We start from the raw sequence: 12913 nt of genomic DNA on the forward strand, positions 1-12913 counted from the left end.
GAATCTTCTAAGTCTATACAGGATAATTTTGAACACACAATATAAAGACCTAGCAAATTGTATCAGATTTTTATCAATTGATGCTGTACAAAAAGCAAATTCTGGACATCCAGGAATGCCTATGGGAATGGCAGACGTTGCTACAGTTTTATTTAAAGATTTTTTAAAATTTAGTCCTTCTAACCCTAGCTGGATTAACAGAGACAGATTTATTTTGTCTGCTGGTCACGGATCGATGTTGCTTTACTCCTTGCTTTACCTAACTGGATACAAAAGCATATCGCTAAAAGATATTAAAAATTTTCGTCAACTTGACTCTATCTGTGCTGGCCACCCTGAGTACCACCCAAATACAGGAATTGAGACAACAACTGGACCTCTAGGACAAGGAATATCAAATGCTGTTGGTTTTGCAATTGCTGAGGAAATTCTAAAAAGTAAATTTGGTAGTAAAATTATCAATCATAAAACTTATGTCCTTGCAGGAGATGGATGCTTAATGGAAGGTATTAGTCATGAAGCGATGAGTTTAGCTGGACACCTAAAACTTAAAAATTTGATAATGTTGTTTGATAATAATTCTATTTCTATCGATGGTCCAACTGATTTGGCTGTTTCTGATAATTATAAAAAAAGGTTCGAAAGTTATGGTTGGAATTATATTAATGTTGATGGACATAATTATAGTGAAATTAAAAAGGCAATAAAAAAAGCACATTCTACTAAATCTCCAACTGTAATTTCATGTAAAACAAAAATTGGCTATGGTTCTCCAAATAAATCTGGCAAAGCTTCTTCTCATGGAAGTCCATTAGGATCAGAAGAAATAAACTTAGTGAGAAAAAAATTGAATTGGAAATATAAACCTTTTGAAATTCCAAAAAATTTATTAAATCAATGGAAAAGTTTTGGCTTAAATGGATTAAAGATTGAAAAAAAATGGAATAGGATATTTTTAAAAAAAAAGAAACAATACAATAATTTTATAAAAATAAATTTTAACAAAGGTATTAAATTAGAAAAAATTTCTGCAATTAAAAATCCAAAAGGCCTTGCTACACGAAAGGCTTCAGAGTCAGTTTTAAATTCAATTACTCCAGATTGTAAGAATATTATTGGTGGATCTGCTGATCTAGCAGGATCAAACAATACAAAAACAAAATTTCATGAAATATTAAAACCAAAAAAATTTAATGGGAATTATATTCATTATGGTGTTCGTGAACATGCCATGTGTGGAATAATGAATGGTCTTTCGTTACATAGTAATTTAATTCCTTATGGTGGTACTTTTTTGATTTTTTCAGATTATTGCAAACCTTCTATTCGGTTATCAGCATTAATGGAACAACAAGTAATTTATGTGATGACACATGATTCAATTGGTTTAGGAGAGGATGGACCAACACATCAACCTATAGAACAATTAGAAGGTCTCAGAGCAATACCTAATTTAAATGTATTCAGACCTGCTGACAGATATGAAACAATTGAATGTTGGGAATTAGCTTTAAAGAATAAAAAAACTCCCTCAATTCTATCATTGACAAGACAGAATTTAAATCCTGTCAGATATAATATCTCAAAAGTTAATAAATGTTCTTATGGGGCTTATGAAATATCTAGGACTAATAAAAAAATTCAATTAACTATTTTAGCAAGTGGTTCCGAGGTTAATTTGGCTTTAGACGTAAGCAATGAATTAAAAAAATATAAAATTAATTCAAAGGTTATTTCTGTACCTTCACAAGAAATTTTTGATAAACAAAGTAAAAATTATAAAGATAAAATATTGAATGAAACAAAACTTAAAATTTCAATTGAAGCTGGATCAAAAACATCTTGGTACAGATATGTGGGTGATAATGGAATGACATTTGGTATTGATGAATTTGGAAAAAGTGCGCCTTATAAAAAAATATTTGAATATTTCGGTTTATCTACAAAAAAAATAACTACAAAAATAAGAAATAATTATAGGACTTAATATGACAATTAAAGTCGGTATCAATGGAATGGGTAGAATTGGAAGAATGGTATTAAGATCTATTTATGAAAATAATTTTAAAGATATTAAAGTTGTGCATATAAATAATAGATCAAATTCTGAAACTTGTTCTAATTTGATTAAATACGACTCTATTCATGGAAAATTCAATGTGGATATTAAATTTGAAGCTAATAAATTAATCATAAATAATGATAACATTTCCTTTAGTCAGCATTCAAAATTAGAAGATATAAATTGGGGTGAACTAGGAGTGGATATAGTTTTTGAATGTACAGGAAAATTTAATTCAAAAGAAAAATTAGAAACTCATATTAAAAATGGTGCTCAAAAAGTTATAGTTTCAGCTCCATGCAAGAATGCTGACAAATCAATTGTTTATGGAGTAAATCAAAATATTCTTTCAAAGGATGACAAAATAATTTCTGCTGCATCTTGTACTACTAACTGTTTGGCGCCTGTTGCAAAAGTAATTAATGAAAATTTTGAAATTGAAAAAGGTTTTATGACTACAATTCATGCATTTACAAGTGATCAAAGAATTTTGGATAATTCACACAAAGATCCAAGAAGAGCAAGATCTGCTAGTCAATCAATTGTACCAACTTCTACGGGTGCATCAAAAGCAATTGGAGAAATAATACCATCATTAAAAGGTAAATTAGAAGGTGTAGCTATGAGAGTACCAACTCCAAATGTTTCTTTAGTTGAATTAGTTTTTTCAACAAAAAAAGATTTAACAATTGGGTCAATCAATTCTGCATTTGAAATTGCATCAAAAAATGAATTAAAAGGAGTGTTAGAGATTACAAATGAAAAGTTAGTTTCAATCGATTTTAATCACAATCAAGCCTCCTCAATTGTTGATGGATCACTAACTAATGTTGTTGGAAAAAACATGGGAAAAATTTCATCATGGTATGACAATGAGTGGGGTTTTTCCAACAGAATGTGTGATATAGCAGTTTATTTAAAGAAAAAATTTAACTAACAATCAAAACAATGAAAAAAATTGAAGATTTTAAAGATCTTTATCAAAAAAAAGTTTTAGTCAGATTAGACCTTAATGTTCCATTAAAAAATAATCAAATAATGGATACAACAAGAATAGATAAAATTTTACCTACACTAAATTTTTTAATTCAACAAAAGTCTAAAATAATAATAATATCTCATATCGGTAGACCAAAAGGTAAAACAAACCCAGCTTTGTCTATGGCACCAGTTTGTGAATATTTATCAAAAAAACTAAGTAAAAAAGTAGATCTTTTAAATCAAAATTTGTTCGAAATTAAACCAGAGGAAATATTTAATAAAGGTGATGATAAAATAGTTTTTTTTGAAAATATAAGATTTTATGAACAAGAAGAAAAAAATGATGAAGAATTTGCAAAAATGTTATCTAAATTTGGTGAAATTTTTGTTAATGATGCCTTTTCATGTTCACACAGAGCACATGCTTCCGTAGATAAAATTGTAAAATACTTGCCATCTTACTGTGGTTTGCAAATGAGCACTGAAATTGATGCATTAAAAAAAGTCACTTCTGATATTGATAGGCCAATTACATGTATAATAGGAGGTTCTAAAATTTCTACAAAAATAAGTGTTATAAAAAATTTAATACCTAAATTTGAAAACATTGTGATAGTTGGAGGTATGGCTAATAACTTTTTAGAATATAGCGGTCATAAAATTGGAAAATCACTAAAAGAGGATAACTGCAATCCAATTGTTGAAGAAATATTATCTTTAGCGAAAGAAAATAAATGCAATGTTTTAATTCCTACCGATGTTTCTGTGGGCAAAAATCTTGAAGATAGTAAAACAATCAAAAGATTAGGTGAGATAGAGGAAGATGATTTAATATTAGATATTGGTCCAGAGACAATCAAACTAATTTGTTCTTTATTAGAGAATAGCAAAACTGTCTTATGGAATGGACCTCTTGGATATTTTGAGAATTCTAACTTTGCCATAGGAAGTATTGAAATTGCAAAAAAAATAGTTGATTTAAAAGATAATATTTACTCAGTTGCAGGTGGTGGAGATACTATCGCAGTATTAAATAAGGCAGGTGCCTTTAAGCAATTAAATTTTGTTTCAACTGCTGGGGGAGCCTTTCTAGAGTATCTTGAAGGTAAAGAAATTCCTGGTATAAAGGCTCTCAATTGATGTCTGAATTAAACAAAATAGCCTTAAAAATTTTAGAGAATGGTAAGGGTATCTTGGCTGCTGATGAGAGCACAGGTACCATGACTAAAAGATTAGAGAGTGTAAATGTAGAGTCTACGGTAGAAAATAGAATTAAATTTAGAGAAACTTTATTCTCAGCAAATGGAATGAGTGAATGTATTGGTGGAGTTATATTATATGATGAAACTATTAAGCAAAAAACTAATTCAGGAAAAGAAGTTCCAAAGCTTTTATCTGAAATGAGCTCTATTGCAGGAATAAAAGTTGATACAGGAGCAAAACAATTAGCTGGAAGTCCAAATGAAAAAATTGCTGAAGGCTTAGATGGTTTAAGAGACAGGTTAAAAGAATATTCAAATCTTGGAGCTCAATTTACAAAATGGAGAGGTGTTTATAATATTTCAAAAGAATATCCTAGCAGACTATCAATTCATTCTAACGCACACGCTCTTGCTAGGTATGCTGCTTTAGTTCAAGAGTGCAATATGGTTCCAATAGTTGAGCCAGAGGTATTAATGGATGGTGATCATTCTGCTGATGATTGCTTTAAAAAAACCTCAGAAGTAATTAAAAAATGTTTTGATGAACTACTAATACATAAAGTGGATCTAACAGGTGTAATTTTAAAACCAAATATGATTCTTGCAGGATCAGATTCTGATAATCAAATTTCCAATGAAGAAACAGCAAAACTTACAGTTAAGTGTTTAAAGGAATCAGTTCCTAGTGAGGTACCGGGTATAGCTTTCTTGTCTGGTGGTCAAACTGAAATTCAAGCAACAGAGAATTTAAATTTAATAAATAGATTTAATGATACAAATTTTATTATGTCATATTCTTATGGTAGAGCATTGCAGCAAAGTGCTCTTAAACATTGGGCTAAAGACATTAATGATGTTGAAGGAACTCAAGCAGTTTTTGATCATAGAGCTAAAATGTGTACTTTAGCAGCTCAAGGAAAGTGGTCAAAAGATTTTGAAAATATCTAATTACAAAAAAAAATTTTTATATTTAATTTCACCAAATAAAATAAAAAAAGATTTTTATTTAAACCTTAATAAAATTTTAGCCTTTAAAAAAGTAAAGTTTTTTCAATTAAGAATAAAAAATAATTCTCTTAAAAAAAAAATAGAAATTGGTAAAAAAATTAAACCAATTTGTAAAAAATATAATGTTAAATTCTTAGTGAATGATGATCCAATACTTGCAAAAAAACTTAATGCGGATGGATGTCATTTAGGACAAAAAGATATGGACATTATTTCAGCAAGAAAAATTTTAGGAAAAAAAATTATTGGAATTACTTGTCATAACTCAATCTCGATAGCAAAAAAGGCTTTAAAAAATAATGCAGATTATTTGGCTTTTGGTGCTTTCTTTCCAACTAGCACAAAAAAAGTAAAATTTAAGGCAAATATTTCAGTTATAAAAAAAATTAAACGATTAACAAATAAGCCAATCATTGCAATTGGTGGGATTAATAATAAAAATTACAAAAAACTTTTATTGAACAATGTGAACTTTTTGGCTATTTCAAGCTACATTTTTAATAATAAAAAATACAAACCAGTTGAAGCTATAAAAAAACTTATATGAAAATAAATGCAAGTGAAATTAGGGTAGGAATGCTTTTAGAGTACAAAGATGATTTGTGGCAAGTTTTGAAAACTCAGCATGTAAAACCTGGCAAAGGTGGAGCTTTTGCCCAAGTTGAAATGAAAAGTTTAAATAAAAACACAAAACTCAATGAAAGATTTAGGTCAAGTGAAACTGTTGAAAAAGCAGCTCTAGACGAAAATAATTTTAATTATTCATATGATGATGATGTAAATTACTTTTTTATTGATCCAAAATCATTTGAACAAATTGAAGTAAAAAAAGAAATTGTGGGTGAAAAAGGGAAATTATTAACAGAAAATTTAGAGGTCAAAATTAGTTTTTATAACGAAAAACCAATATCTATTGAGCTTCCAAATCAAATACAATGCAAAATAGAAACAACTGATGCTGCATTAAAAGGTCAAACTGTTTCATCTTCATATAAACCTGCAACTTTAGACAATGGTTTGAATATACAAGTTCCGCCTTTTATTGAATCTGGAGATGAAGTTATTATTGATACAAGAAATCTAGAGTACATAAAAAAGATTTAAAAATGCAATCAATTTCACCACATCTTAACATTATGATAAAAGCAAGTGAGAAAGCTTCTAAAGTTTTAATAAGAGATTTTGGTGAGGTTGAAAAATTACAAGTCTCCAATAAAGGTCCATATGATTTTGTTACAAATGCAGATTTAAAAGCAGAAAAAATTATAATTGAGGAATTAAAAAAAGCTAAACCAAATTATTCAATTTTGAGTGAAGAAAAAGGATTAGAAAATAATAAAGATAGCAAAACTTGGATTATTGATCCAATAGATGGAACGATTAATTTTTTACATGGAATTCCACATTTTGCTATTTCAATAGCTCTTAAAGATAATAATGAAATAATTGCAGGTATAATTTATGATCCAATAAAAGATGAAATGTTTTATGCAGAAAAGAATAAAGGTGCGTTCTTCAATAATCAAAGAATAAGAGTTTCAAAAAAAAATAATATCTCTAAATGTTTGTTTGTAACAGGAGGAAAAATAGAAGTTAATTATGATTTTTCATTTCGTAAATCAGGAAGTGCTGCACTTGATTTAGCATATGTCGCTGCTGGAAGGTACGATGGTTATTTTCAAAAAAAATTGAATTTATGGGATATAGCAGCTGGTGTTGTAATCTTAAAAGAATCTGGCGGTATAATAAATGAAATAAATATTTCAAATACCAAAGATATTAACGTTATAGCCACAAACTCTGAAATAAATGCTAAATTAAAGGAAAAATTAATTAATTTTTAATTGTTTTAGAAATTTCTTTTGCTATAAAGCCGCTATGAAAAAAAACATACATCCAGATTATCACTCTATTAAAGTCGAAATGACTGACGGCACTCAATTTGAAACTAAATCAACTTGGGGGAAAGAAGGCGAAATCCTAAAATTAGAAATCGACCCAAAATCACATGCTGCCTGGACAGGTGGAAAACAAAAACTTATGGATAAAGGTAGAATAAGTAAATTTAATAAAAAATTTCAAAATTTTAAATCAGAAAAGAAAAATTAAATGTCAAACACTCCTTTAATGCCAATGGCAACAGCGGTTTGGTTGGTAGAAAATACATCATTAACTTTTAGACAAATAGCAAACTTTTGTGACTTACATGAAGTTGAAGTTCAAGGTATTGCAGATGGTGAAGTTGCTAGAGGAATAAAAGGATATAATCCAATAATGGCTGGTCAACTTTCAAGAGAGGAAATTGATTTATCCTCAAAAGACGAAAATAGACCACTTCAAATCAAAGGAACCGACATAGAAATCTCTAATGATGAAAAAAAAATTAAAAAGTATATTCCACTTTCAAAGAGACAAGACAAGCCTGACTCAGCATTATGGCTAATCAAACAACACAATATTTTAAAAGATTCTCAAATTGCTAAATTAGTTGGAATAACCAAGAATTCAGTTACATCAATAAGAAATAAAAGTTATTGGAATTATAATAATCTAAACCCAAAAGACCCTGTGGCTCTAAATCTTTTCACTCAAAAAGATTTGTTGGATGCTATTGAAAAAGCTGAAAGAAGAATTAAAAGAGAAAAAAAGTTGAAGGAAAAACAGCAAAAATTAAATTCCAATTAATGAACAATATTAATAGACATATAAATTTAAAAGTGATAACAAACATTTTTTTTGGAGGTAGTTATTAAAATAGAAGTCAAAGATAATAATGTAGAACAAGCATTAAGAGTTTTAAAAAGAAAACTTCAGCGTGATGGTTTTTTCAAAATAATAAAACTTAAAAATACTTACGAAAAACCTTCAGAGAAGAAAAAGAGAATTTTGCAAGAAAATATCAAAAGAGTAAAAAAATTAAATAAATTAAAGAATAGAATTTAAATACCGCGGGGTGGAGCAGTCTGGTAGCTCGTCAGGCTCATAACCTGAAGGTCGGCGGTTCAAATCCGTCCCCCGCAACCAATTTATTGCTAATGTTATTTAATCAATCTTATTAACTTAAAATCTTAAATTTTTTAGATTAATAAATAATTTTTTTTTTATTTGTTTAAAATTAAAGATGTTTTTCTAAAATTATAAGTTTTTAGTAATGTCTTCAGTCATTTTTTTTGCATCAGCAAATAACATTAATGTATTTTCTTTGTAAAATAGATCATTATCTATGCCAGCATAACCAGGAGATAAACTTCTTTTAACAAATAAAACAGATTTACATTTTTCAACGTCTAGTACTGGCATTCCATAAATAGGACTTTGAGGATCTGTTTTAGCTACTGGGTTCGTTACATCATTTGCACCTATAACAAAAGCTACATCAGCATTTGCAAAATCGTTGTTAATTTCCTCCAATTCAAAAACTTCATCATAAGGAACATTTGCCTCTGCAAGTAAAACATTCATATGACCTGGCATTCTTCCTGCTACCGGATGAATTGCGTATGAAACTTTTATTCCATTTTTTTTAAGAGTATCTACCATCTCTCTTAATGCGTGTTGCGCCTGCGCGACAGCCATGCCATAACCAGGTACTATTATCACTGAAGATGCATTTTTCATTAAAAAAGCTGCATCATCTGCATTACCACTTTTTACTGGTCTCTGTTCTTTGTTTTGATTATTGTCTGATTGTTCAGGTGCTCCAAAACCACCAAGAATTACACTAAAAAAAGATCTATTCATCCCTTTACACATAATGTAAGAAAGTATTGCTCCAGATGAACCAACTAAAGCGCCAGTTATTATTAAAGCAGAATTTTCTAATGTAAACCCAATGCCAGCAGCAGCCCATCCTGAATATGAATTTAACATTGAAATTACCACAGGCATGTCTGCTCCTCCAATTGGAATAATCAATAAAAAACCTATTAAGAAAGAAATTCCAATTAAAATCCAAAATAAATTAGATGATTGAGTCGAGCAAAGAAAATAAGTCAATACAACAATTGATAGAAGGATTAGTCCGTTTAATATATGTTGACCTTTAAATGTGATAGGTGCTCCAGACATTATTCCTTGAAGTTTTAAGAAAGCAATCACTGATCCTGAAAAAGTTATTGCTCCAACCGCAGCCCCAATAGACATCTCTATTAAACTTGCAAGTTTAATATTCCCTGGAATTCCTAGATTAAATGCCTCTGGATTAATAAAGGCAGAAATTGCAACAAACACAGCTGCTAAACCAACTAAACTATGAAAGCCAGCTACTAATTCTGGCATTGCTGTCATTGGAATTTTATAAGCTATAAAGGCTCCAATTGATCCACCAATAAGCATGAATAAGATTACATAAATAAAGCCTGAAGAAAAATTACCCACTGATAAAAAAGTTACTGTTACAGCAATAATCATTCCAATAATCCCAAAAAGATTACCTTGTCGTGAAGTTTCAGGAGAAGATAGACCTCTTAATGCTAAAATAAACAAAACACCTGAAAAGAGATAAAATAAAGCTGAAAGGTTTGCAGTCATATGTTAATTTATTTTTTTTTCTTTTTGTACATTGCTAGCATTCTCTGTGTAACTAAGAAACCACCAAAAATATTAATTGCTGCTAAACAAATTGCTAGCAAACCAAAAACACTAGATGTGTTGAATATTTCATTATCTGTACCAGCCAATGCTGCAATTATAGCACCTACAATAATCACTGACGAAATTGCATTCGTAACAGACATCAAAGGTGTATGTAAAGATGGGGTCACACTCCAGACAACATAATATCCTACAAATATTGACAAAATAAAAATGCTAAGCCTAAATATAAATGGGTCAATTTCCATAATTATTTTATTAATGTTTTTTCTATAATCTCATCTTCAAGATTAATATTGATTTGTTTTTTTTCTTTATCATATAAATTTAGCACAAAGTTATAAATATTTTTTGAAAATAGGTTTGATGCTGAAACTGGTAGCTTATTAAGTATATTTGAATCACCCATTATTTTTACACCTTTTCTCTCAATTATTTCATCTACCTTAGATACAGCTGTATTACCACCCTGAATTGCTGCTAAATCATAAACTATTGAACCTGATTGCATGTTATCCAGCATATGTTCTTTTATAATTATAGGAGCTTTTTTACCTGGTATAAGTGCAGTACAAATTACAATATCAATTTTTTTTAATGTCTCACTTAAAAGATCCTCTTGTTTTTTTTTAAAATCATCTGAAGTTTCTTTTGCATAACCACCCTCTGTTTCTAAATTCTCTGAACCTTCTACAATTAAAAACTTTCCACCTAAACTTTCAACTTGTTCTTTTGAAGCCATTCTTACATCTGTAGCAAATACGATCGCTCCCATTCTTTTTGAAGTTGCTATCGCTTGAAGTCCTGCTACACCTGCTCCGACTATTAAAACTTTTGCAGCCGGCACTGTGCCTGCAGCAGTCATCATCATTGGGATTGCTTTTTCAAATTTTCCAAATGATTCTACCACAGCCTTATATCCAGCTAAGTTAGCTTGAGAAGAAAGTACATCCATTGATTGTGCTCGAGTAATTCTAGGAAGAAGATCAAGAGAAAAACAATTTATCTTTTTATTCACAAGTATATTTAAATCATCTTTATTTTTATAAGGATTTAATAAACCAATTATGATTTTATTTTCTGTAAGTTTGTCTGATACATCTTTTTTTGGTAGGTTTAGCTGAGCTAGAATAAAAGAATTTTTAATTACATCTTCTTCTTGATCATAAAAATTTACATTTAAGCTTTCATATTCTTTATCTTCAAAACCTAAATGTGTTGCATAATTTTTTTGAAGATTTATTTCAAACCCATCCTTAATAAATTTTTTAGCTATTTCAGGAGTAATAGCCACTCTTTTCTCTAAAGATATATTTTCTCTTAATGAGCCAATTTTCATAGACTAGTTTTATAATAAAAAAATAGCCATTAAAACTAAAACTAAAACTACGGCTATTGTTCCCCAGGTCACAAATTTAGTAAAATTATTCCAAGTATCTTTATGGCTATCATTATCCATAATTATTTTTGTCTTGCTTTAAATTTAGGTTTTTTTTTATTAATAACATAAACTCTACCTCTTCTTCTAACTAGTTTAGAGTCTAAGTCTCTTTTTTTAACTGATTTTAAAGAACTTTTAATTTTCATAAATTTCACCTTTAATAAACGAAGTTACATAATCTTTCAAATTTATTTTTCCATATCTTTTAATTATTCTATTATTTAGAGAAATTTTGGTTAAAGCAGAGGCGTATCTTTCGCCTGGTCTCTCTTTCAAATATTTTATGGGTTTTTTAAACATTTTTGCAACTTCTAATATCGAATATGATTTTTTATTCAAAATACTATAATGTGCACATCTATTTTTAATCCAAGCTTCATAGCAGACCTTAATAGTATCATTAATATGTGTAAATCTTCTTGTTTGACTTCCTGGTTTAACAACTGTTAAAGGTTTATTCATTTTAAAGTTTTCTTCAAATATACCGATTACTGTGGCCATTGGACCTTTCTTTATTTGATTTGGTCCATAAACATTATAAAAATAAACAACTTCAAATTTAAAGTTAAACCATTTTCTTAAGTTTTCTAATAATTCTAAGTTTTTTGTTTTAGAAAATGCATAAGGTGATAAATTTTTATCATTCCCATTATTGCCTAAAGATGCGGAGGTGGCTGAATAAATTAGTTTAATTTTATTTTCTAAGCAAAATTTAAAAACAGCATTAGTCCCAATTGAATTTGATTGAAAACATTCATCAAAATTTTTAAAACTTTGATATATTCTAGCAAATTCACCAAAATGAAAAACTACAATAATTTTTTTTTTAAAGTTTTTACAAACATATTTAATGTTATCAGTATTTGATTTTAAATATCTTACTCTTTTATCTGTGATATGGTTTTTAATCGAACCACTTGAATAATTATCTAAACTAATAATTTGAAAGTTTGTTTTATTAAGTAAAAACTTGATTAAATTAGATCCAACAAAACCAGCACCACCTGTAACTAAGATTATTTTTTTCATTTGGTTAAGATCGCTAGTTATTGCCTGGCAACGTCCTACTCTTCCGTGTCTTAAGACAAAGTACCATTGGCGCTGAAAGGCTTGACTTCCGAGTTCGGAATGGGATCGGGTATAACACTTTCGCAATAATCACCAGGCAACAGCCTTATAAATAATTTTATCAAAAAGGCAAACTAATTATGATAATAAATTCGTTAATTTTTAGCATTTTATTGTAAGATATTAAAAGATTATAACTTTTCTGTAAAATTTTAGTTTATTCAATATGTATAGAATTAAAACTGCCTTTGTTACCTTTTTTCCAGTTGTACCCAATAATATGGGGTCATCTGAGGTTGTTACAAGTAGATTTAAATTTTGGCCTGGAGCTAAGCGTTTATTTCAAATTTCACATCTTTCAACAAAAAATCCAAAAAATATCCAATCGATTAATATCAGCAAAGAAAAACCATTTTACAAAATCTTAAAATTACCAATTTTAATAAATGAAATTCTAAAATATTTTAAAGATGCAAAAAATAAGATATTAATTATTGAAGGAGCTAGCTGGATTTTTTATAGTTTTATTATTCTTATTTTTACAAAATTATTTATAAA

17 protein-coding genes, 1 tRNA gene and 1 rRNA gene are annotated in these 12913 nt (G+C 28.7%); 12 read left to right on the forward strand and 7 right to left on the reverse strand.

Going from position 1 to position 12913, the window contains the following annotated elements; translation table 11 throughout:
- Positions 1–28 precede the first annotated feature (28 nt).
- From tkt to ACTT9D_RS05600, 11 genes are all read left to right on the forward strand, one after another.
- Positions 29–1987, forward strand: coding sequence for a transketolase (gene tkt / locus ACTT9D_RS05550; protein WP_440930820.1), 1959 nt, complete (start codon positions 29–31; stop codon positions 1985–1987).
- A 1-nt stretch (position 1988) separates the two neighbouring features.
- Positions 1989–2999: a type I glyceraldehyde-3-phosphate dehydrogenase gene (gene gap / locus ACTT9D_RS05555; RefSeq protein WP_440930805.1), complete on the forward strand. Its 1011-nt coding sequence runs from the start codon at positions 1989–1991 to the stop codon at positions 2997–2999.
- 11 nt (positions 3000–3010) lie between these two features.
- Positions 3011–4183: a phosphoglycerate kinase gene (locus tag ACTT9D_RS05560; protein ID WP_440930806.1), complete on the forward strand. Its 1173-nt coding sequence runs from the start codon at positions 3011–3013 to the stop codon at positions 4181–4183.
- Entirely contained in the window at positions 4183–5193 is a 1011-nt protein-coding gene (locus tag ACTT9D_RS05565; protein WP_440930807.1) for a class I fructose-bisphosphate aldolase, read from the forward strand. The genes ACTT9D_RS05560 and ACTT9D_RS05565 overlap by 1 nt, the downstream gene beginning before the upstream one ends.
- On the forward strand, positions 5180–5800 hold the full coding sequence (gene thiE, locus ACTT9D_RS05570; RefSeq protein WP_440930808.1) for a thiamine phosphate synthase: 621 nt from the start codon (positions 5180–5182) through the stop codon (positions 5798–5800). Before ACTT9D_RS05565 ends, thiE begins: the two co-directional genes overlap by 14 nt.
- Entirely contained in the window at positions 5797–6357 is a 561-nt protein-coding gene (efp, locus tag ACTT9D_RS05575; RefSeq protein ID WP_440930809.1) for an elongation factor P, read from the forward strand. Before thiE ends, efp begins: the two co-directional genes overlap by 4 nt.
- A gap of 2 nt (positions 6358–6359) precedes the next feature.
- Positions 6360–7097, forward strand: coding sequence for an inositol monophosphatase family protein (locus ACTT9D_RS05580; RefSeq protein WP_440930810.1), 738 nt, complete (start codon positions 6360–6362; stop codon positions 7095–7097).
- Between the two features lie 34 nt (positions 7098–7131).
- The gene (rpmE, locus tag ACTT9D_RS05585) at positions 7132–7362 is read left to right on the forward strand and encodes a 50S ribosomal protein L31 (RefSeq protein WP_440930811.1); all 231 of its coding nucleotides are present in this window, start codon (positions 7132–7134) and stop codon (positions 7360–7362) included.
- The gene (locus ACTT9D_RS05590) at positions 7363–7938 is read left to right on the forward strand and encodes a cell cycle transcriptional regulator TrcR (protein ID WP_440930812.1); all 576 of its coding nucleotides are present in this window, start codon (positions 7363–7365) and stop codon (positions 7936–7938) included.
- Positions 7939–8001: 63 nt separating this feature from the next.
- Complete coding sequence (rpsU, locus tag ACTT9D_RS05595; protein WP_075521090.1) at positions 8002–8196, forward strand: 30S ribosomal protein S21; 195 nt, start codon at positions 8002–8004, stop codon at positions 8194–8196.
- Positions 8197–8200: 4 nt separating this feature from the next.
- Positions 8201–8277: transfer RNA gene (locus ACTT9D_RS05600), tRNA-Met, on the forward strand.
- A gap of 111 nt (positions 8278–8388) precedes the next feature.
- Here ACTT9D_RS05600 and ACTT9D_RS05605 read toward each other — a convergent pair.
- The 7 genes from ACTT9D_RS05605 to rrf form a co-directional block, all read right to left on the reverse strand.
- Complete coding sequence (locus ACTT9D_RS05605; protein WP_440930813.1) at positions 8389–9783, reverse strand: NAD(P)(+) transhydrogenase (Re/Si-specific) subunit beta; 1395 nt, start codon at positions 9781–9783, stop codon at positions 8389–8391.
- An 8-nt stretch (positions 9784–9791) separates the two neighbouring features.
- Positions 9792–10094: a proton-translocating transhydrogenase family protein gene (locus tag ACTT9D_RS05610; RefSeq protein WP_440930814.1), complete on the reverse strand. Its 303-nt coding sequence runs from the start codon at positions 10092–10094 to the stop codon at positions 9792–9794.
- A gap of 2 nt (positions 10095–10096) precedes the next feature.
- On the reverse strand, positions 10097–11185 hold the full coding sequence (locus tag ACTT9D_RS05615) for an NAD(P) transhydrogenase subunit alpha (RefSeq protein ID WP_440930815.1): 1089 nt from the start codon (positions 11183–11185) through the stop codon (positions 10097–10099).
- Between the two features lie 9 nt (positions 11186–11194).
- The gene (locus ACTT9D_RS05620; protein WP_440930816.1) at positions 11195–11305 is read right to left on the reverse strand and encodes an aa3-type cytochrome c oxidase subunit IV; all 111 of its coding nucleotides are present in this window, start codon (positions 11303–11305) and stop codon (positions 11195–11197) included.
- Positions 11306–11307: 2 nt separating this feature from the next.
- Positions 11308–11433 (reverse strand): type B 50S ribosomal protein L36, encoded by a 126-nt coding sequence (gene ykgO / locus ACTT9D_RS05625; protein WP_440930817.1) that lies wholly within the window; start codon positions 11431–11433, stop codon positions 11308–11310.
- On the reverse strand, positions 11423–12316 hold the full coding sequence (locus ACTT9D_RS05630; protein WP_440930818.1) for an NAD-dependent epimerase/dehydratase family protein: 894 nt from the start codon (positions 12314–12316) through the stop codon (positions 11423–11425). The genes ykgO and ACTT9D_RS05630 overlap by 11 nt, the downstream gene beginning before the upstream one ends.
- A gap of 22 nt (positions 12317–12338) precedes the next feature.
- A 5S ribosomal RNA gene (gene rrf / locus ACTT9D_RS05635) occupies positions 12339–12453 on the reverse strand.
- Positions 12454–12581: 128 nt separating this feature from the next.
- On the opposite strand from rrf, the gene ACTT9D_RS05640 reads away from it, so the two are divergent.
- The coding region (locus ACTT9D_RS05640; protein WP_440930819.1) for a hypothetical protein at positions 12582–12913 on the forward strand (332 nt) is incomplete at its 3' end.

This window comes from Candidatus Pelagibacter sp. (genome assembly GCF_052049815.1).
Lineage (GTDB): Bacteria > Pseudomonadota > Alphaproteobacteria > Pelagibacterales > Pelagibacteraceae > Pelagibacter.